At 71.1% G+C, this 20,298-nt stretch carries 14 protein-coding genes; 7 read left to right on the top strand and 7 right to left on the bottom strand.

The window, feature by feature from the left end:
- Positions 1 to 13 precede the first annotated feature (13 nt).
- Genes ACPYOG_RS03530 through ACPYOG_RS03520 form a run of 3 tightly spaced genes read left to right on the top strand, consistent with a single transcriptional unit; the run spans position 14 to position 3,245 of the window.
- On the top strand, positions 14 to 964 hold the full coding sequence (locus ACPYOG_RS03530) for a carbohydrate ABC transporter permease (protein WP_481292877.1): 951 nt from the start codon (positions 14 to 16) through the stop codon (positions 962 to 964).
- Positions 961 to 1,866, top strand: a complete 906-nt coding sequence (locus tag ACPYOG_RS03525) for a carbohydrate ABC transporter permease (RefSeq protein WP_481292876.1) — start codon at positions 961 to 963, stop codon at positions 1,864 to 1,866. Before ACPYOG_RS03530 ends, ACPYOG_RS03525 begins: the two co-directional genes overlap by 4 nt.
- Positions 1,863 to 3,245, top strand: a complete 1,383-nt coding sequence (locus ACPYOG_RS03520; RefSeq protein ID WP_481292875.1) for an aldehyde dehydrogenase family protein — start codon at positions 1,863 to 1,865, stop codon at positions 3,243 to 3,245. The genes ACPYOG_RS03525 and ACPYOG_RS03520 overlap by 4 nt, the downstream gene beginning before the upstream one ends.
- On the opposite strand, the gene ACPYOG_RS03515 is transcribed toward ACPYOG_RS03520, so the two are convergent.
- From ACPYOG_RS03515 to ACPYOG_RS03490, 6 genes are all read right to left on the bottom strand, one after another.
- Entirely contained in the window at positions 3,239 to 4,585 is a 1,347-nt protein-coding gene (locus ACPYOG_RS03515; RefSeq protein WP_481292874.1) for an Nramp family divalent metal transporter, read from the bottom strand. The genes ACPYOG_RS03520 and ACPYOG_RS03515 overlap by 7 nt on opposite strands.
- 195 nt (positions 4,586 to 4,780) lie before the next feature.
- Positions 4,781 to 6,964: an alpha-galactosidase gene (locus tag ACPYOG_RS03510; RefSeq protein WP_481292873.1), complete on the bottom strand. Its 2,184-nt coding sequence runs from the start codon at positions 6,962 to 6,964 to the stop codon at positions 4,781 to 4,783.
- Between the two features lie 63 nt (positions 6,965 to 7,027).
- Positions 7,028 to 8,359, bottom strand: a complete 1,332-nt coding sequence (locus ACPYOG_RS03505) for an ABC transporter substrate-binding protein (protein WP_481292872.1) — start codon at positions 8,357 to 8,359, stop codon at positions 7,028 to 7,030.
- Positions 8,360 to 8,416: 57 nt separating this feature from the next.
- A complete protein-coding gene (locus ACPYOG_RS03500) occupies positions 8,417 to 9,352 on the bottom strand; it encodes a carbohydrate ABC transporter permease (RefSeq protein WP_481292871.1) in 936 nt (311 codons plus the stop codon).
- Entirely contained in the window at positions 9,349 to 10,284 is a 936-nt protein-coding gene (locus ACPYOG_RS03495; RefSeq protein WP_481292870.1) for a carbohydrate ABC transporter permease, read from the bottom strand. Before ACPYOG_RS03495 ends, ACPYOG_RS03500 begins: the two co-directional genes overlap by 4 nt.
- The gene (locus ACPYOG_RS03490) at positions 10,281 to 12,263 is read right to left on the bottom strand and encodes a beta-galactosidase (protein WP_481292869.1); all 1,983 of its coding nucleotides are present in this window, start codon (positions 12,261 to 12,263) and stop codon (positions 10,281 to 10,283) included. The genes ACPYOG_RS03495 and ACPYOG_RS03490 overlap by 4 nt, the downstream gene beginning before the upstream one ends.
- Before the next feature lie 148 nt (positions 12,264 to 12,411).
- Between ACPYOG_RS03490 and ACPYOG_RS03485 the strand changes: the two genes are divergently transcribed.
- Positions 12,412 to 13,428 carry a LacI family DNA-binding transcriptional regulator gene (locus tag ACPYOG_RS03485; protein WP_481292868.1) on the top strand — a complete coding sequence of 339 codons (1,017 nt, stop codon included), beginning with the start codon at positions 12,412 to 12,414 and terminating at the stop codon, positions 13,426 to 13,428.
- Between the two features lie 175 nt (positions 13,429 to 13,603).
- On the opposite strand, the gene ACPYOG_RS03480 is transcribed toward ACPYOG_RS03485, so the two are convergent.
- Complete coding sequence (locus ACPYOG_RS03480; protein ID WP_481292867.1) at positions 13,604 to 14,833, bottom strand: molybdopterin molybdotransferase MoeA; 1,230 nt, start codon at positions 14,831 to 14,833, stop codon at positions 13,604 to 13,606.
- Positions 14,834 to 15,053: 220 nt separating this feature from the next.
- Between ACPYOG_RS03480 and ACPYOG_RS03475 the strand changes: the two genes are divergently transcribed.
- The 3 genes from ACPYOG_RS03475 to ACPYOG_RS03465 all read left to right on the top strand — a co-directional run bounded on the left by ACPYOG_RS03475 (position 15,054) and on the right by ACPYOG_RS03465 (position 20,264).
- A complete protein-coding gene (locus ACPYOG_RS03475; protein WP_481292866.1) occupies positions 15,054 to 16,481 on the top strand; it encodes an MFS transporter in 1,428 nt (475 codons plus the stop codon).
- Between the two features lie 106 nt (positions 16,482 to 16,587).
- Positions 16,588 to 18,690, top strand: a complete 2,103-nt coding sequence (locus ACPYOG_RS03470; protein ID WP_481292883.1) for a molybdopterin oxidoreductase family protein — start codon at positions 16,588 to 16,590, stop codon at positions 18,688 to 18,690.
- On the top strand, positions 18,687 to 20,264 hold the full coding sequence (locus ACPYOG_RS03465; protein ID WP_481292865.1) for an FAD-dependent oxidoreductase: 1,578 nt from the start codon (positions 18,687 to 18,689) through the stop codon (positions 20,262 to 20,264). The genes ACPYOG_RS03470 and ACPYOG_RS03465 overlap by 4 nt, the downstream gene beginning before the upstream one ends.
- The last annotated feature ends 34 nt before the right edge of the window (positions 20,265 to 20,298 follow it).

Genomic DNA, 20,298 nt, shown 5'->3' with positions numbered 1-20,298 from the left:
CGGAAGGATCACGATGACGGTCGCTGTTCCCCGCCGGCGGAGCCCGCAGGGTGGGCTGAGCCCGAGCCCCCGGGGCCGCCCGAGCCCGCTCGCCCTGCGCACCCGGCTCTACCCTTACCTGCTGATCGCCCCGGCGGTGCTGCTGGTGCTGGTGTTCCTCGTGTACCCCGTGGCCAGCGTCTTCTTCTACAGCCTGCAGCACTCCAATGTGACGCAGCCGTGGAACGACGGCTTCGCGGGGCTGGACAACTTCACCCGGATGTTCGGCGACCCGCTGTTCTGGCAGAGCCTGCGGTTCACGCTCCAGTGGGTCCTGGTGGAGGTCGCCCTCCAGTTCGTCTTCGGGCTGGCGCTCGCCCTGCTGCTCAACCGGACGTTCGTCGGCCGGGGGATCGCGCGGGCGCTGACGTTCTCGCCGTGGGCGGTGTCGGGCATCCTGACGACCACCATCTGGATCCTGATCTACAACCCCGCCACCGGGATCGGCCGCTATCTGGCCGATCTCGGGATCGGGGAGCACGGCACCTCCCTCCTCTCCGGGCAGGGGACCACGTTCCTGGCCGTCGTCATCGCGGAACTGTGGAAGGGGGTTCCGTTCTTCGCGATCCTGATCCTCGCGGACCTGCAGTCGGTTCCCGGCGAGCTCTACGAGGCGGCGGATGTCGACGGCGCGGGGCCGCTGCGACGGTTCGTCTCGGTGACATGGCCGCACATCCGCCAGGCCGTCGTGCTCGCAACGCTGCTCCGCGGCGTCTGGGAGTTCAACAACGTCGACCTCCTCTACACGCTGACCGGGGGAGGCCCGGCCAACTCGACGACGACGCTGCCTCTCTACGTGGCGCAGACCGCCATCCAGAGCAGGGACTTCGGCTACGGCTCGGCTCTCACCGTCGTGGCCTTCCTCCTGCTCACCTTCTTCTCGCTGCTGTACCTGCGTCTCACCAAGAGAGGAGCGGAGTCGTGACCCTGCTCGAAGACCCCATCGCGCGATCCCTGCCACTGGAGCCGACGCGACCCGGCGCCCCGGCCGAGCGCCGCCGCCCGCGTCGCCGCGGCCGGCGCGTGCTCGACCGGCTGAGCCTGTGGGTGCCGCTCGGCCTGTTCCTGCTCTTCACTCTGGTGCCGCTGTACTGGATGGTGCTGTTCGCCTTCCGGCCGTCCGGCTCCACCTCGCTGATCCCGTGGCCGATCACCTTCGACCACTTCGCGTCCGTGTGGAACGGCTCCGGATTCGGGATCTACTTCCAGAACAGCATCATCACCGCGGGGGCGACGCTGGTGGTCTCCACGATGATCGCGCTGCTCGGCGGCTACGCGCTGGCCCGCTTCGCCTTCCGCGGCAAGACGCTGTTCCTCGTCGTGATGCTCTGCACGCAGTTCATCCCCGGCGCGATGATGCTCATCCCGCTGTTCGAGATCTTCAACACGCTCGGGCTCACCAACAACCTGATCAGCCTCATCATCGCCGACACGGTCTTCCACCTGCCGCTGTCCCTGGTGCTGATGTCCGGCTTCATCCGCAATGTCCCGGTGGAGATCGAGGAAGCGGCGTGGGTGGACGGCTGCACCCGCGTCCAGGCCTTCCGGCTCGTGGTGCTGCCGCTGCTGAAGCCCGGGATCGTGGCGGTCGGCTCGTTCGCCTTCATCAGCGCCTGGAACAACTTCCTCTTCGCGCTGATGTTCATGAGCCAGCAGGACAGGTTCACCGTGCCGGTCGGCCTGAGCTACCTGCTCGGCGAGTTCGGCGCCGACTTCGGCGCCCTCGCGGCGGGTGGGCTGGTGGCGATCCTGCCGGTCGTCATCCTCTTCGCCTATGTGCAGAAATTCCTGGTCCAGGGCATGAGCGCCGGGGCGGTGAAGGGATGAGCGTGCACGAGACGGTGGCGGAGGCGGCAGCGGCGGCGGACGCACTGCGTGCGCTCGGGACGTCTGGACGTGCGGCTCTACTCCAGGGGATCGCCCACGGGCTGGATGACGCCCGAGCGTCGCTCATCAGCGCTGCGGTCGAGGAGACGCACCTGCCGGTCGCCCGGCTCGACGGCGAGGTGACGCGCACGGCGAACCAGGCGCGGTTGTTCGCCGAGATCCTGGAGGACGGCGACTACCTCGGACGCATCCAGGACGGGGACGCCCTGCGCCGCGTGCTCGTGCCGCTCGGGGTCGTGGCGGTGTTCGGCGCGAGCAACTTCCCGGTCGCGTTCGGAGTGCCGGGCGGCGACACCGTCTCGGCGCTCGCCGCGGGATGCCCGGTCGTCGTTAAGGCGCATCCCGGTCATCCGCGCACCAGCGTCCTCGCGTTCGAGGTCCTCCGGCAGGCCGTCGTCGTGGCGGGGCTCCCGGCGGGTGCGATCGGGATGGTGTGGGGCTTCGACGACGGCGCCCGGCTAGTCACGGACCCCGGCGTGGCCGCGGTCGGGTTCACCGGGTCGACCGCGGGAGGCCGTGCGCTCTACGACCTCGCCGTCTCGCGGCCGGCGCCCATCCCGTTCTTCGGCGAACTCGGGAGCGTGAACCCCGTGGTGATCAGTCCGGAGGCCGCCCGGCGTCGCCCGGAGGAGCTGGCCCGGACGCTGACGGAGTCGATCGTCGCCAGCACCGGACAGTTGTGCACCAAGCCGAACCTGCTGCTCGTCCCGGATGGCGCAGGCGAACTCGTGGCGCGCCTCCAGGAGCGGTTCGCCGCATCGGATCCCGCGGAACTGCTGAACGACGGCATCGCCGATCGCTTCGACTCCGCGCTGTCCGCGTGGGAGCACCGGGCGGGGGCGCGGTCGCTGGTGGAGTCGGGGCGCACGCCCGACGGCGTTCGCTCTGCGGCCCTCGTCCAGCTGGATGCGGAGGACGACGTGGCCGGCTTCGAGGAGGCCTTCGGACCGGCGACGGCGCTGCTGACCTACGGCGACCTGGAGCAGGCGGCAGGACGGATCGCCCGGATGCCGGGCCAGCTGACCGTCTCGGTCTTCGCCGAGGAGGACGAGCTTCCCGGCCTTGGGCCGCTGCTGGCCGCCGCCGAGCGCGTCGCCGGCCGCGTGGTGTTCGACCAGGTGCCGACCGGAGTCGCCGTCACCCGGTCGATGACCCACGGCGGACCGTATCCGGCCACCACCGCTGCCTCGTCGACGTCGGTGGGCGGCACCGCGATCGCGCGCTGGCTGCGGCCGGTCACCTACCAGAACGTCCCCCTGTCGCTGCTGCCGCCGGAGCTGCGCGCGCCGGAGCCCGCGCTCGCCGCCGGCGCTCACTGACCCGAGAGAGTGAACCAGACTCCGTAGCCGCCGGCGATGCACATCACGATCGCGGTGATCCATCCCAGGGTCTGGGACAGCCACCTGTTGCGGTACCTGCCCATGATGCCCCTGTCGCGGGCGATCAGCATCATGATCACGATGAACGGTCCGGCGGCGATTCCGTTGACGATCGCAGAGAGCACGAGCAACTGGATGGGGTTGCTGACGAACAGGGCGAACAGCGTCCCGATGATCATGCCTGCGACGAGGAGCAGGTAGAACAGCGGTGCTTTCCGGGGGCTGCGGTCGAAGCCCCACGGCTTCTCCAGGAGCCCGGCCATGCCGGCGGCCCCGGAGGCGGCGAGCACCGGGACCGCGAGGATGCCGGAGCCGATGAAGCCGACGGCGAAGAGCGCCCCGGCGTACTGGCCGGCGATGGGTTCCAGCGCCTTCGCCGCTTCCGCCGCGCTGGTGACGGTCTTGTGGTGCACCCCGAGGGTGGCGGCGGTGGCGGCGATGATCGCGAACATGATGAGGACCGAGAACACCATCCCGGTGAAGACGTCCAGCCGCCCGGTCCGGAGTCGTCGCCGGGCACCCGACGGCGTCCGCTCGCCCAGGGACGGCGCCCTGTCGCCGCCGAGGTCCTCCCCGCGGAGCTCCTCGATGCGCTGCGCCGTCTGCCAGAAGAACATGTAGGGGCTGATCGTGGTGCCGAGGACGGCGACGACGAGACCGAGGTAGGCAGGGGACCAGTGGAACTCGGCGCCGACGAGGCCGGCCAGCACCGACCCCCAGTCGACGTGGGTGACGAAGAGCACTCCGACGTAGACCAGGAGTGCCAGGCACAGCCACTTGAAGATCCGGCCGATCCAGTCGAAGGACCCGCCGATCAGCGCGACGGTGATCCCGACCCCGGCGATGGCCGACCAGAGCCCGGCCGGTCCTGCCCCGAGCAGGCGCATCCCCTGCCCGATGGCCATGAGGTCTGCGGAGAGATTCAGGACGTTCGCCACGATGAGCGCGGCGACCAGGACGACGATCACGGTCCTCGCGCCCCGGCCGAACCGCCGCCGGATGAGGCGGCCGAAGCTGTCGCCGGTCGCCAGCGCCATCCTGTCGCAGATCTCCTGGACGGCCATCATCATGGGAAGCGTCGCGGGCACGGTCCAGAGCAAGCCGTTTCCGTAGGAGGCGCCCGCCTGGGCGTAAGTCGCCACGCCCGAGGGGTCGTCGTCGGCCGCACCGGTCACCAGACCCGGGCCGAGCACGGAGAAGAAGCGGGCGAGTGGGTTCCGGCGGCGCGGTTCGTCGTCGCCTTTCGTGCGCTCGGCGCTGCTCTCCGTGTCCGTCGCCATGAGTCGTTCACTCCTTCGTGTCCGCCCCCAGTGCGTGACACGGTAGGCCCGATCGCCCGGATCCGCGCGCCCGCGAGCTTACAAATCTCTCAGAGAACCGAGCGCGCGCTCCATCGAGGGAGGCGAGATTCGTGACGAATGTCGCCTAAAACCGGCTCTAAAGGGACATTCGTGACGAATCTCGCCGCCCCTGCGCTAGGGGCGGTCGAGGCCCTCCAGCTGCAGGAGCCAAACACGGTCGGGGTGGGAGAGCGGGGCCTGGAGGCCCGCGGTACGCAGGGCGCGGCCGGTGAGCTCGAGGCGGCCCGCTGCAGCCTCCTCGTACCACGGCGGCACGCGCTCGCCGCCCTGGGGGCCGCCCAGGGAGGACGGGGTGACGCGGTAGCGGCGGGCGTCGTCGAGGCCGCGGACGGTGATCCGTCCGAGCGGGGCCGCGTCGGAGCGGCCCACGAAGGCCAGCGCGTACAGGGCCCGATCGCGATCGGGTGCCACGACGCCGCTCACCCAGAGGGTCGGATCCACCTCGTCCATTCGCACGAGCTCGCCGCCGTGCAGGAGGTCGCGGTTCTCGCGGTGGAACGCGATCCACTCGGTCAGCTCGGCGAACTCGGTGTCGGACGCCGTGGTCAGGTCCCACTCGACGCCCAGGTGGCCGAACAGCGCCGTGGCGGCGCGGAAGGCCAGGTCGTGGTGGCGGTGCGTGGTGTGCGATGTGGGAGCCCCGATGTGGGAGCCGAGCAGTTCGGGCGGGAGGAGCTGCTGCGTCCAGCGCATCATCTCCTGCCGCTCGAGCGGATCGTTGCAGTCGGAGACCCACACCCGGTCGGTCCGCTCGAGGACGCCCAGGTCCACCCGCGCGCCGCCGGAGCTGCAGGCCTCGATCTCGAGCCCGGGGCAGCGGTCCTTCAGCTCGTCCATCAGCCGGTAGGCGGCGAGGGTCTGGCCGTGCACGCCCGGCGCACCGTCCGGCGCGGTGCCGGCGTCCGCGAGGTCCCGGTTGTGGTCCCACTTGATGTAGGCGATGTCGTCGGAGGCGAGGATGTCGACCAGCCGATCGCGCACGTACGCATACGCATCGGGGTTCGCCAGATCGAGCACCTGCTGGTGGCGCGACTCGACAGGCAGCCGGCCGCCGGTCTGCATGATCCACTCGGGATGCGCGCGCGCCAGGTCGGAGTCCAGGTTGACCATCTCGGGCTCGAACCAGAGCCCGAACTCCATCCCGAGCGCCTGGACGTGATCGATCAGCGGCGTGAGCCCGTCCGGCCAGACCGTCTCGTCGACGTACCAGTCGCCGAGGCCGGCGCTGTCGTCGCGGCGGTGGCGGAACCAGCCGTCGTCGAGCACGAACCGTTCGACGCCGGCCGCGGCGGCGCGCTCCGCGAGTGCGCTCAGCTTTCCGAGGTCGTGGTCGAAGTAGACCGCCTCCCAGACGTTGAGGGTGACCGGGCGAGGACGTCGTGGATGCTGCGGCCGGGCACGCAAGTGCTGGTGCAGCCGCCGGGCCTGGTCGTCGAGCCCATCCCCGTACACGCCGTAGATCCAGGGGCTGCGGTAGCTCTCGCCCTCTGTGAGGCGGATCTCGCCGGGGAGCAGCAGCTCGCCGCCGCCGAGGATCTGCTCGCCGCCGGAGAGCCGCTCCGCGTAGTGCCGGTGGTTGCCGCTGAAGCCCACGTGGACGCCCCACACCTCGCCGCGGGCGAAGCCGAAACCGGGCTCGCCGACGCTGAGCAGCGTGGCCGCATCCGCTCCCGTCCGTCCGCGCCGGCCCTCGCGGACGTGGACTCCGACGGTCAGCTCGCGGCGCTGCGGCGTGCGCTCCTTGGCCCAGCGTCCCGCGAAGTCGAGGATCTCGCGGGCGCGCGCGGGGAGCGGGAGGGCGACCCCGAGGTCGTCGAGGCGGTACGGCGCACCATCGTTGGTGAGCGTGACGGCGGTGCGGAGCACGCCGGAGGGCGAGAGCTCGACCTCGATGGCCAGCGACAGCGCGGCGACCGGATCGTGCGCGGAGATCGCGACCGCGCCTCCCTCCGGCAACGTCAACAGGTCGCCGGAGGCCTCGGTCGCGCCGTCGGAGACGCTCACGTCCGAGACGGTGAACACGGGCGACCACGCGCTGCCGTCCTCGCGGCTCCCGCTGATCCCCGGCCGGCCGACCCATCCGGTCCGCTGCTCGGGCAGCAGTGCCACGCGGACGGGCACATCCGGGGTTCCGGGGGTGGACGGACGGATGTCCGCGAGCGCGACGGCGCGCGCGTCCTCCGCCGTGAGGTCGCCGAGCGCTGCTCCCCAGTGGGCGACGGTCGGCAGCTGGGCGCCGCTCAGATCGAGGAGGACGCTGACCCCGCCCGCGGTGAGATGGATGAGATCGGCTCGCATGGTGTCCCTTCACATGACGAAGCGGGGGTGGGCTCGGCGCCCACCCCCGCGTGCGGCGCTGGACTATCCCTTGACGGGGATCGACTGCGCCTTCAGGGTCTGGATGGTGGAATCCTGGCCCTTCTTCAGCGCATCCAGCAGCGTACCGCTTCCGCCGACGGCCGCCTTGAAGCCGTCCGAGACGTCACTGTAGGTCTGCGTCATGGTCGGGCCCCAGGTGAAGTCCGGGTCCACTTCTGCCGACGCCTTGGCGAAGACATCGTAGATCTTCTGGCCGCCGTAGAAGGGCACGCCGTCCTTCAGAGCAGGCAGCTTCAGCCCGGCCTTGGTGGTCGGGTACAGGTTGGCCGCCTTGTTCAGCGCGGTGAGCGCCTCCGGGGAGGTGTTGAGCCAGAGCGCGAACTTCGCGGCCTCGTAGACGTGCTTCGAGCCTTTGAAGACGACGACGGAGCTGCCGCCCCAGTCGCCGGCCTTGTTCTCGCCGGCGTTCCACTGCGGGGACTGCGCGACGGCCCAGTCACCCGCGGTGTCCGGTGCGCCGGAGGCGATGGAGTTCGCACCCCAGACGGCGGAGTTCCAGGTCCAGACCTTGCTCGAGTTGTAGGCGTTGTTCCACTCGTCGGTCCAGGCCGGGTAGGTCGAGACCAGGCCCTCCTTGATCAGGTCGTTCCAGTAGCCGGCGACCTGCTTGGAGGGGCCGCTGGTCAGGTTCACGTTCCAGTTGTCCCCGCTGTTGGAGAACCACTGGCCGCCGGCCTGCCAGACGAAGCCGGCGAACTGGTTGATGTCCGTCTGCGAGAAGTTGGTGATGTAGCCGCCGAGCGCGCGGATCTTCTTGGCCGCATCCTTGTACTCCGCCCAGGTGGTCGGGATCGGGATGTTGTTCTTCGCGAAGAGGTCCTTGCGGTAGAACAGCGCCATGGGGCCGGAGTCCTGCGGAATGCCGTACACCGACGTGTCGCTGCCGAGGCTGGCCTGCTTCCACGTCCAGTCGACGAACTGGCTCTTGGCCGCCGAGACCTCGCTGCACGCGCTGAGGTCGGTCAGGGCGTCCTGGACGCGGAAGTTCGGCAGTGCGTCGTACTCGACCTGGCCGAGGTCGGGCGCGTTGCCGGCCTTGAGCTCATTGAAGAAGTTCTTGTAGGTGCCGGAGTTGCCGTTCGGGCCGATCTGGACCTTGACCTGGATGTCCGGGTTCTTGTCGTTCCACAGCTGCACCACTTTGTCGATGCCGGGAACCCAGGAGGTGAAGTTCAGGGTGACCTTCCCGGAGGACGGAGCGCAGGCGGCGCCGGCGGTGGCCGCGCTGTCGGCGCCGGACGAGCATCCGGCCAGGCCGATGGTCGCCGCGAGTGCGAGCGAGGCGACTGCGGCTGCTCTCTTCGTAACGTGCATAGTGATCCTTCTTCGGTGTTAGGGGGTCCCGGCGGGTCCGGGCGGGGGGTCTGGGTGCTACTTCAGGGAGCCGCTGCCGAGGCCGTTGCGCCAGAAGCGCTGAAGCAGGAGGAACGTGACGATCAGGGGGACGACCGACAGGAGGGCGCCCGAGAGGACGAAGCTGCGAAGCTCCGGGAGCTGGTTGATCTGGGTGTTCCAGCTGTAGAGGCCGAAGGTCACCGGGAACAGCGACTGGGTGCGCAGCATGATCAGCGGCAGGAAGAAGTTGTTCCAGATCGCGACGAACTGGAACAGGAACACCGTGACGAGGGCAGGCATCATCAGCCGGATGCTGACCGTGAAGAAGGTGCGGAGCTCACCGGAGCCGTCCAGTCGCGCCGCCTCCAGGAGCTCGTCCGGCACGCTCGCCGCAGCGAAGATGCGGCCGAGGTAGACGCCGAACGGACTGACGATGGAGGGCAGGAGCACCGACCAGTAGGTGTCGGTGAGATTCACCTTGCTGAAGATCAGGAACAGCGGGAGGGCCAATGCGGTCGCCGGGACCAGCACGCCGCCCAGCACGATGTTGAACAGTGTCTCGCGGCCCGGGAACCGGTACTTCGCGAGCGCGTAGCCGCACATCCCGGACAGGACGGTGGCGAGCAGGCCGCCGACGCCGGCGTAGAGGATGCTGTTGAGCATCCACTTGCCGAAGATCCCGTCGCCGTAGGACAGCATCCGGCCGATGTTGCCGAACAGGTCGAAGTCGGCGAACCAGAGCCCGTTCGTGGTCAGCAGCTGCTCACGGGACTTGCTGGAGGCGACGAACAGCCACCACAGGGGGATGAGCGTGTAGAGCGTGAACACGCACATCACGATCATGGCGGCGGTGCGCGAGAGGAGACGCTCGCGGGGGCCGCGGGCACGTCCCGGGCGGGAGGGTGCGGCATCCGGCCGGCGGGTGGCGCGGACCGGGGCGGCGTCCGCTTCTGGTGCGACGGCGGTGGTCATTGCGCCTCCTTGCGCTGGGTCACCCGGAGGAAGGTGAACGAGAGGACGAACGTCGCCAGGGCCAGCACGACACTGAACGCGGCGGCGAGGTTGTAGTTCGGGAGAGAACTGGTGGCGTACACGGTGAGGTTCGGCGTGTACGTGCTGGTCACGGCGGAGCTGAACGAGGCGAACACCTGCGGCTCGGCGAGCAGCTGCAGCGTCCCGATGATCGAGAAGACGGCGGTGAGAAGCAGTGCCGGACGCACCAGGGGGATCTTCACCGACCAGGCGATGCGGAACTGCCCCGCGCCGTCCAGCCGCGCCGCTTCGTACACCTCCTGCGGGATGGCGAGGAGCGCCGAGTAGATGATCAGCATGTTGTAGCCGACGTAGACCCAGGTGACGACGTTCGCGATCGACCAGAGCACCAGATCCGACCCGAGGAAGTTCACGTTGCGCGTCAGGTCGGTGAACGGCGAGAGGTTCGGCGAGAAGAGGAAGCCCCACATGATCGCGGCGACGACGCCCGGCACGGCATAGGGGGCGAAGTACGCGAGGCGGAAGAACCGCTTGCCGCGGACCAGGGGCGAGTCGAGCAGCAGCGCGAACACCAGCGCCAGTGCCAGCATGACCGGCACCTGGACGACGCCGAACAGCAGCACCCGGCCGACCGACAGCCAGAACGGGCCGTTCTGGAACACCAGCGCGTATTGGCTGAACCAGCCGAACACCTCGTGCGCCTGCCCGAACGTGCCATCGCGCTTCACGACCAGGAGGGACTCCCAGATCGCGTAGCCCACGGGCAGCGCGTAGAACAGAGCGAATAGGATGGTGAACGGCAGGACGAACGCGAGGACGGCCCGGAGGTGCCGCGGGGCGCCCGCGCGTCTGCGGCGCGTGGGCTGCGGTCTCGCGGTGCGGCCCCGGAGGGCGAGGGGGGTGGTGGTCATCGCTGGTCCTCTCTGACGATGCGGACGGATCCGGCCGGAACCGTGAGGACGGTCCCGGGGGTGTCGGTGACGAGCTCGTGGCCGGGGACGGGCAGCTCCAGGCCGGTCGCACCGTGGTTGATCACGAACAGGTAGGAGGCGTCGGGTCCGGTGCGGCGCACGACCTCGACGTCCTCGCCTGCGCCGGTGGGAGCGACGACACCGGCGGCGGTGAGGATGCGGTCCACGATCCCGGCGTACGCGTCGGCATCCGGGAGGGTCGCGAGGTACCAGGCCTCTCCGCCCCCGTGACGGTTGCGTGTGAGGGCCGGGCCGCCGGCCGAGGGGCCGTCGTCGAACCGGTCGACGACCTCGGCGTCGGCGGTGAGCCGCTCGGTCCAGAGCCCGGCCGTCGCGCCGGAGGCGAGTGTCACCGCCGTGTCCGGAGTGACGGGAGCGAACTCCTCGACGCGCACGCCGAGCATGTCGCGGAAGGCGCCGGGGTAGCCGCCCGGGATGACCCGGTCGTCCTCGTCCGCGATACCGCTGAAGAAGGTGACCAGCGCCGTCCCGCCCTGCGCGACGAAGTCGGCGACGGCCTGGGCTTCCGCGTCCCGGACGAGGTAGAGGCCGGGCACGACCGCCACCCGGTATCCCGTGAGGTTTTGGCCGGGTCGCACGACGTCGACGGTGACGCCGGAGGCGCGGAGCGCGCGGTAGGCCGCGTGGACCTGGTCGAGGTAGCCGAGCGCGTGACTCGGCCGGTTCTCGCCGTCGGCGGCCCACCACGACTCCCAGCTGAACAGCAGCGCGACCTCGGCGGTCACCGTGGTGCCGGTGACCTCATCCAGCCGGCCGAGAAGCTCGCCGAGTTCGAGTACCTCGCGCCAGACGGCGCTGTCGGTACCGGCGTGGGGGAGGAGCGCCGAGTGGAACTTCTCGGAGCCCTGGAGGGAGGCGCGCCACTGGAAGAAGCACACGGCGTCGGCCCCGCGCGCCACGTGCGTGAGGGCATTGCGCGTGAGCTCGCCCGGATGCTTCGCCAGGTTGTGCGGCTGCCAGTTGACGGCTCCCGTGGAGCTCTCCATCAGCATCCAGGGGCGCCCGCCGGCGAGACCGCGGGTGGTATCCGCGGCGAAGGCCAGCTCGAGGGTGGGGTCGTCGAGGCGGTGGTCGAGGTAGTGGTCGTTGGCGACGACATCCATCTCGGGTGCCCAGGTCCAGTAGTCCAGGTTGCGGATGTGCGCGGTGACCATGAAGTTGGTGCTCACCGGAGCCGCGCTGTGCCGGCGGATGACCTCGGCCTCGGCCCGGTAGTGGTCGAGCAGCTCGTCGGAGCTGAAGCGGTGGAAGTCCAGCACCTGGCCGGGGTTGCGGCTGGAAAGGGTCCGCAGCGGGGGCAGGATGTCCTCCCAGCCGGAGTAGCGCTGGCTCCAGAACGAGGTGCCCCAGGCCCGGTTGAGCGCGTCGAGGGATCCGTGCCGGGTCTGCAGCCAGCGGCGGAACGCGGCGGCGCTCGCGTCGCAGTAGCAGAGCGCGTTGTGGCAGCCGAGCTCGTTGGACACGTGCCAGAGGCGCACCGCGGGGTGAGCGCCGTAGCGTTCCGCGACCGCTTCCACGAGGGTCACGGCGTAGCGGCGGTAGACCGGCGAGCTGGGGCACCAGGCCTGGCGGCCCCCGGGGAAGCGGGTGGTGCCGTCGTCGGCCACCGGCAGGATCTCGGGGTGCAGGCGGGTGAGCCAGGCGGGCGTCGAGGAGGTCGCCGTCCCGAGGTTCACGCCGATGCCGGACGCGTGGAGGAGGCCGATCACGGCGTCGAGATCGGAGAAGTCCCACTCGCCCTTGCGCGGGTTCAGCTGCGACCAGCCGAAGATGTTGATCGCGACGAGGTTCACGCCGGCCCGGCCCATCAGTTCGACGTCTTCGCGCCAGACGGCTTCATCCCACTGCTCGGGGTTGTAGTCGCAGCCGAAGGCGACGCCCGGGTGGATCGGCGTCATCGAGAACTCCTTTGTTTCGGTGGCTGTGCCTTCGCACTCTGTGCACGTGCACACAATTGCGCCCACGAAAACAGAGGTGTTAATGTGGGAGCGTGCACACACTATGGGAGTCCCCGATCGGTGTCAACCGCGAATCCGGGAAATCGCGATGAATGCACCGGAGGGTCGCCGCCGTGCGACCGTTCACGATGTCGCCCTGGAGGCCGGCGTCTCGCGCGGCACGATCAGCCGCTACATGAACGGTGAGCGCTACGTCTCCGCAGAGGCGCGGCTCGCGATCGAGGCCGCCATCGAGAAGGTCGGCTACGTCCCCAACGGGGCCGCGCGCAACCTCGCTGCGCGCCGCAGCATGGCGGTCGGCTTCATCGTGCACGAGCCGCACGCGCTCTTCCTCGAAGACCCGAACATCGGATCCATCATGCTCGGCGCAAACACCGCGCTGTCGGCGGCGGACTACCAGATGGTCACGCTCATCGTCGACTCCGAGCGCGACACGGAACGGGTGGCCCGCTACCTCAGCGGCGGCTTCATCGACGGGGCCGTGATCGTCTCCGCCCGGACGAAGGACCCGATCAGCCGTGCCGTCGAGCGCTTGGCGATGCCGTCGGCGTTCGTCGGCCATCCACCCGGCGTGCTTGCCGCCTATGTCGGCGTCGACAACCGCGGCGCGGCGAAGGCGATCACCGAGAGACTGGTCGCCACTGGTCGCAGCCGCATCGGGATGATCGCCGCGGCCCTCGACCGAGACTCCGGCTCCGACCGGCTGGCGGGCTACACGAGCGCCCTCGGCTCGCGCTTCGACCCGGCCCTCGTCGAGGAGGTGCCGCTGTACTCGTACGCGGCCGGTGTGGCCGGCATGCAGCGGCTCCTTCAGCGGGCTCCCGACCTCGACGGCGTCTTCGCCGCCTCCGACGCGGTCGCCGCCGGCGCGATCGAGGCGCTGCGGATGGCCGGCCGCCGCGTCCCCGAGGACGTCGGTGTCGTCGGCTTCGACGACAGCACCTGGGCGACGCGCACGCAGCCGACGCTCTCCACCGTCCACCAGCCCGCCGAGGGCCTCGGCCGCGCGGCCGCCGAGGCGGTGCTCTCCCAGCTGGAGACCGGCGAGCTCACGTTCACGGGCACCATGCTCCCCACCCCCATCGTCTGGCGCGCCTCCGCCTGAGGCGTCCGCCCTCCCGCTGCTCCGCGTCCCGCTCCGCCCCGCGATTCGTGACGAATGTTGCGTTAGCCGCGCTGGAGGGTGACATTCGTGACGAATGTTGCCCTGGCGGCGCTGGAGGGTGACATTCGTGACGAATGTTGCGGTGGTGCCGCCGGGAGGCGAGACCGGTGCGGTCTCAGGCCGGCTCGATGACCGTCAGCAGCTGGCCCGGGACCACGTCGCCGACCTCTGCGGCGATCACGCCGATCAGCGGCGCGGAGTACATGGCCGAGAGGGCATGCGCGCTGCGGCCTGGATGGCCCATCGGCTCGACCGTGACCCCGTCGGTCCGCTGCGTCACGGCGAGCGGCACGAAGCGCACGGTTCCCGCCGTCCCCTCCCAGCCCACCGAAACCGTTTCGGCGAGCGTGCCGCCGAGGCCCGCGGTCGGCAGCCCGCCGAGCCGCCCCAGCACAGGGCGAACGAAGGCCTCGAACGAGACGAACGCCGCCGTGGGAGTCCCCGGCAGGGCGATCCACGGCACCCTGTTCCACGTGCCGCAGGCCTGCGGGCGTCCGGGCCGCATGCCGACGCGGGCCAGCAGGCCGTCCGGCGAGCCGGCGGCGGTGCGTCCGACGAAGTCGTGCGAGCCGGCGCCCCGCCCGCCGGTGGAGACGATCAGGTCCGCGTCGCGGGACGCCGCATGCAGCACCGCCTCCAGAGCGCCCGGACGGTCGGCGACCCGGTGCATCCCCGTGACCACGCCTCCCACAGCGCGCACAGCGGCAGCCAGGTAGACCGCGTTCGAGTCCGGGATGGTGCCGGCGGATGCCGCGGACGTGTCGCTCAGCTCGTCGCCGGACGACAGCACCGCCACGCGCGGCCGCCGGTGGACGGCGACTGTGCTGTGCCCGGTCGCCGCCAGCAGTGCGAGGAGGCGGGCACCGAGTTCCGTCCCGGCCTCGACGAGGATATCGCCGGCCGCCACATCCTCTCCGGCCGCCCGGATGTTCGATTTGGCCGGCAGCCACAGCTCGACGGTCGGCAGGTCGGTGAAAACGCCCGCGGTCGACAGCTCGACCGGCACCACCAGGTCGGCGCCCTCGGGGATGGGCGCGCCGGTCATGATGCGCACGGCCTCCCCGGGGCCGATGGGACGTGGATGGCCGTGGCCGGCGGGCGCGCGGTCCACGAGCACCAGCCGAGCTGGCCGGGAGGGATCCGACCCGGCGAGATCCGCCGACCGCACGGCGTAACCGTCCATGGCGGAGTTGTCGAAGAGCGGCACGGGCTGCAGCGCGCGCACGGCGGCGGCGGTGACGCGGCCGACCGCCTCCACCAACGGGACGTCCTCTGCCGGAAGCGCTCGCGCCAGCGCGAGCACCTCGGAGCGGTACGCGGCGACGGTGTGGGTGATCTGGTCCATCCCACCTCCTCCAGTCTCGGTGGGATCACGCTACGGCCCCGGCATGACGGCCCTGTTGCCCTGCGCGTCATCCCCGGTTACGTTCCCCTCACACGACCGGGGCCACGAGGAGAGGTGTTCGTTACGCCGGTTTCACGTCGGGAGCGGCCCGCCGAAACACGACTTTCCTAGCGTGAAGCCAGCACGAACTTTCGCAGGCTCCCACCCCCAGGAGGTCCCGATGACCAGCACCGTCTCCGAATCCGGCCCGGCGAGCACTGCCTCGAGCACTGCCGCCGGCACCGCAACAGTCCCCTCGTCCGCCCTCACCGTCCTGCCCGGCCGGTGGATCGAGGGCTGGAACGCTGAGGATCCCGTCCAGTGGGAGCAGCAGGGCGCCGCGATCGCGCAGCGCAACCTCCGCTGGTCGATCTTCGCCGAGTTCCTCGGATTCGTCGTCTGGCAGCTCTGGTCGATCGTCGTCGTCTCGCTGCCCGCCGCCGGCTTCGCGTTCAGCACCTCCCAGACCTTCTGGCTCATCTCCATCCCGAGCCTCGTCGGCGCGACCCTGCGCTTCCCGTACACGTTCATGGTGCCGCGGTTCGGCGGACGCAACTGGACGATCGTCTCTGCGGCGCTCCTCCTCATCCCGTCCATCGGCCTCGCGATGTGCGTCGCGAACCCGCACACCCCGTTCGGCGTGATGCTGTTCGTGGCGGCGCTCGCCGGGTTCGGCGGCGGCAACTTCGCCAGCTCGATGGCGAACATCACGTTCTTCTACCCGCAGCGTAAGAAGGGATGGGCGCTCGGCCTGAACGCCGCCGGCGGCAACCTCGGCGCCGCCGTCGCGCAGTTCGCGGTGCCGATCGTCATCACCATCGGCGCCGCCGCCACCCTGCAGCTCCCGCTCGCCGGGCTGATCTGGGTGCCCCTGATCGTCGTGGCCATCGTCGGCGCCTGGTACCGGATGGACAACCTCACCAACGCACGCGCCGACCTGAAGGCGTCGTTCGCCGCACTGCGCGCTCCCGAGCTGTGGCTCATGGCGCTGCTCTACATCGGGACGTTCGGCTCGTTCATCGGCTTCTCGGGGGTCTTCCCGAAGCTCATCGCCGACCAGTTCCCGGGCTTCAGCCACTTCCCGCTCGGCACAGCGACCCTCTCGCTCGCCTTCCTCGGCGCGCTCGTCGGATCGCTGGCCCGGCCGTTCGGTGGGCGTCTCGCCGACCGGTTCGGCGGCAGCACGATCACGATCGCCTCGTTCGTCGTGATGGGACTCGGGGCACTCGCGGTGGTGCTCACGCTTCCGCTGGACAACTTCTGGCTGTTCCTCTCCTTCTTCCTCGTGCTCTTCATCGCGAGCGGCGCGGGCAACGGTGCGACCTACCGGATGATCCCGACCCTGTTCGCCCTGCGCGCCGGCGCAGAGGACGGGCACAGCACCGCAGGCGACGTGTCCGCCCAGCGCACCGCTGCCGCCGCCCTCGGAATCGTCTCCGCCTTCGGCGCCTACGGCGGGTTCGTCATCCCGCAGGTGCTCGGCCTGTCGAAGACCTCGACCGGCGGCTATGAGACGGGTCTCCTCTGGTTCGTCGCCGCCTACGCGGTGCTGCTCGTGATCACGGTCGGCGTCGCGCTGCGGGGCCGCCGCCGCGGAGTGCGGATCTAGTACGCATCCACTGGTCCCGACACGCCGTTCCGCGCCAGACGCAGACGGCAGGTCGGGACCACTGGATGTGGATGTGACCATCGACGACGAGAACGGAGCGGCCCGGATGACCGCCGACACCCACTGCCCCTACTGCGCCCTGCAGTGCGCCATGACCCTGACGCCTGCTCCGGCGGGACCCGTCCCGGTCACGGTCACCGGGCGGGCCTTTCCGACGAACCGCGGCGGGCTGTGCAAGAAGGGCTGGACGTCGGCGGAGCTGCTCTCCACTCCCGGCCGGGTGACGACTCCACTCGTGCGGCGCGACGGGGAGCTGCGCGAGGCGACCTGGGAGGAAGCACTCACCCTCGTCGCGACCCGGCTCGCCGAGTTCCGGCGGGAGGACGGCGCCGACGCGGTCGGCGTCTTCGGCGGCGGCGGCCTGACGAACGAGAAGGCGTACCTGCTCGGCAAGTTCGCCCGGCTGGCGCTCGGGACCTCGCGGATCGACTACAACGGCCGGTTCTGCATGGCGTCCGCCGCGGCGGCCGGCAACCGCGCGTTCGGCGTCGATCGCGGGATGTCGTTCCCCGTCACCGACCTCGACGACGCGGAGACCATCCTGCTGCTCGGCTCCAACGTGGCGGCCACCATGCCGCCGTTCATCGGTCACCTGGCCGGTGCCCGTGCGGCCGGGGGGCTCATCGTCGTGGACCCGCGGCGCTCGCAGACCGCGCAGCTCACGGCGGACGGCGGCGGCATCCACCTGCAGCCGGCTCCCGGGACCGATCTCGCGCTGTTGCTGGGCCTCCTCCACATCGTGCTCGCCGAGGGACTGGCCGACACCAGCTACGTCGAGGAGCGGACCACCGGCTTCGACGCGGTCCGCCGCAGCGTCGCGCCGTGGTGGCCGGAGCGGGTGCAGGAGCACACCGGCGTCCCGGTCGCGCAGCTGCGGGAGGTCGCCCGGCGGCTCGCGCGCGGCCGCGGGACGTACATCCTCACGGGACGCGGCGTCGAGCAGCACGTGGACGGCACGGACACCGCGACGGCCGCCATCAACCTGGCGCTGGTGCTGGGCCTCGTCGGCCGGCCCGGCGCCGGCTACGGAACGCTGACCGGCCAGGGCAACGGGCAGGGCGGACGCGAGCACGGGCAGAAGTCGGACCAGCTGCCCGGCTACCGCAAGATCGCCGACCCGGAAGCACGCGCGGCCGTCGCCGGGGTGTGGGGCGTCGACCCCGCCGTCCTTCCCGGCCCCGGCGTCCCCGCCGTGGAACTTCTCGGGATGCTCGGCCGGCCGGGCGGAGTGCGCGCGCTGATGGTCCACGGGTCGAACGTCGTCGTCTCCGGACCGGACGCAGGAGCGATCCGTGCTGGGCTGCAAGCGCTCGACCTCCTGGTCGTGTGCGACTTCGTGCTGTCGGAGACGGCCGGGCTGGCCGACGTCGTGCTGCCGGTGACGCAGTGGGCGGAGGAGGAGGGCACCATGACGAACCTCGAGGGACGCATCCTCCGACGCACACGCGCGATCGAACCGCCGCCCGCTGTCCGGAGCGAGCTCGACATCCTCGCCGACCTGGCGCACCGGCTCGGCGCGCCCTCGGTGTGGCCGACGGATCCGGCGGACGTCTTCGACGAGCTCGCCCGGGCGTCGGCCGGCGGCATCGCCGACTACTCGGGACTCAGTCACGCACTGCTCGATGCGCAGCTCGCGGACGGCGAGGCGGCGCACTGGCCGTACCCCGCCGGTTCGACCGGGACTCCGCGCCTGTTCCTCGACCACTTCGGCCACGAGGATGGACGCGCGCGGCTCGTTCCGGTGCGAGCCCGCGAGGTCGATGCGGGCCGCGAGCCGGGCGAGCTGACCCTGATCACCGGCCGCCTGCTCGAGCACTACCAGTCCGGCGCGCAGACCCGCCGGGTCCCGGAGCTGGTCTCGGCGCAGCCGGAGGTTCGCGCGGAACTTCATCCGGCCACGGCGACCCGGCTCGGCATCGGCGAGGGCGACCTCGTCCACGTCCGCAATTCCCGCGGCGAGGTCGCCGCACGGGCTCTCCTCACCGGCGGGATGCGCATCGACACGGTGTTCCTGCCCTTCCACTTCGCCGGGCGTCAGTGCGCGAACGTGCTGACCGAGGCCGCGGTCGATCCGATCTCAGCCATGCCGGAGTTCAAACGAACAGCCGTGACCGTCGAGCGGGCAGCGGAGCAGGAGGAGGCGGCATGAACGGACGTCCGTTGCGTGTGGTGCTCGTCGGCTACGGGCCGGTGGGTGCGCGCTTCGTGGAGGAGCTGCTCCCCGCCATCGCCGCGGGCCGAGCCGGGTTGACCGTCGTCGGGGCGGAGCGCGAGGACGCCTACAACCGGGTCCTCGTCGCCGAGTACGCGGTCGGGGCCACGGATCGGGACCGTCTCGACGTGACCGACACTGAGGCCGCGCGGGCCGCCGGGGTGGACATCCGCCTCGGGGATGTCGCGGTCGCGATCGACCGGGTCCGACAGCGCGTGATCCTCGACGGCGGCGAAGAGCTGCCGTACGACCGGCTGGTCCTCGCCACGGGCGCCCGGGCCAACATCCCGACCCTCGACGGACTGGCGCACTCGCGCCGCGACCGCGCGGCGGCCCCCGGCGCGGCGCTCGACCACGGCGCGCGTCCGCTGCCGGCCGGTGTGGTCGCTCTGCGGGATCTCGCGGACGCCGAGGCGGTCGCCCCCGTCGTCGCCGGCGGCGGCCGGATCGTGGTGCTCGGCGCGGGCGTCCTCGGGATGGAGTTCGCGCTGCTCGCCGCCGAGCACGGCGCGCACGTGGTCGTCGTCCACCACGGGGCCACCCCGATGGGACGCAACCTCGACCAGCCCGGCGGACGGATGCTCAGCCGCGCCGCACGCACGCTCGGAGTCGGGATGGCGGCGCACGCGCGCGCGGAGAGCCTCGGCTTCCGCGACGGGGAGGCGGGGCGGGTGTTCGACGGCGTCGGCTGCGCCGACGGCACCTACATCCCGGGCGACCTGCTCGTGCTCTCGTGCGGCGTGGGCCCGCGGGTGGAGCTGGCGCTCGCCGCCGGCCTCGCCTGCTCGTCCGGCATCCTCGTGGACGAGGAACTGCGCAGCTGGAGCGACCCCGACGTGTTCGCCATCGGGGACTGCGCTCAGGTGGCATCGCCCGACGACGCCGGCCCCGACGGACGGGTGCCCGGGGCGCCGAGCGGTCTCATCGGCCCGGGCTGGCGGCAGGCGGCGGCCCTGGCCCGCCGGCTGCGAGCCGAGGCGGCAGGAGGCGCGGCGGGAACGGAGGCGGCTGTCGCCCTGAGCGAGCGCCCGGCCGCTGTGATGCTCAAGGCGACCGGCATCGATGTCGTCTCCGGGGGAGACCACGCGGCCGAGCCGTGGGACGACGACGCCGAGGTGACGGTGTGGCTCGACCCTGTGCGCGGGGCGTACCTGAAGACGGTTGTCCGCGAGGGCGCGCTGACCGGCTTCGTGTCGGTCGGGCTCCCGCACGCCGGGGCCGAGCTGACCCTCCTGTTCGAGCGCGGCGCCGCGCTGCCGGCGGAGCCGTCGGCCCTGCTGCGGCTGGATGCGGCCGACGCCGGGCAGGCGCCGGCGGAGGATCCGCTCGGGCCCGAGGCCACCGTCTGCTGGTGCAACGGCGTCTCGGCCGGCCGGATCGGCGAGGCGGTCGCCGGCGGCTGCCACACGGTCGAGGGCATCGGCCGGGAGACACGGGCGGGCACGGGATGCGGCGGCTGCAAGGGCCGCATCGCCGGCCTGCTGGCCGCAGCGCAGACCGTCGCCAAGTAAGCGGACGCGTCGCGCGCCGCGCATCCACTGGTCC

The sequence above is a fragment of the Leifsonia sp. HAY1-4F genome, assembly GCF_056755275.1.
This window is presented reverse-complemented; position numbering and strand designations above follow the sequence as displayed.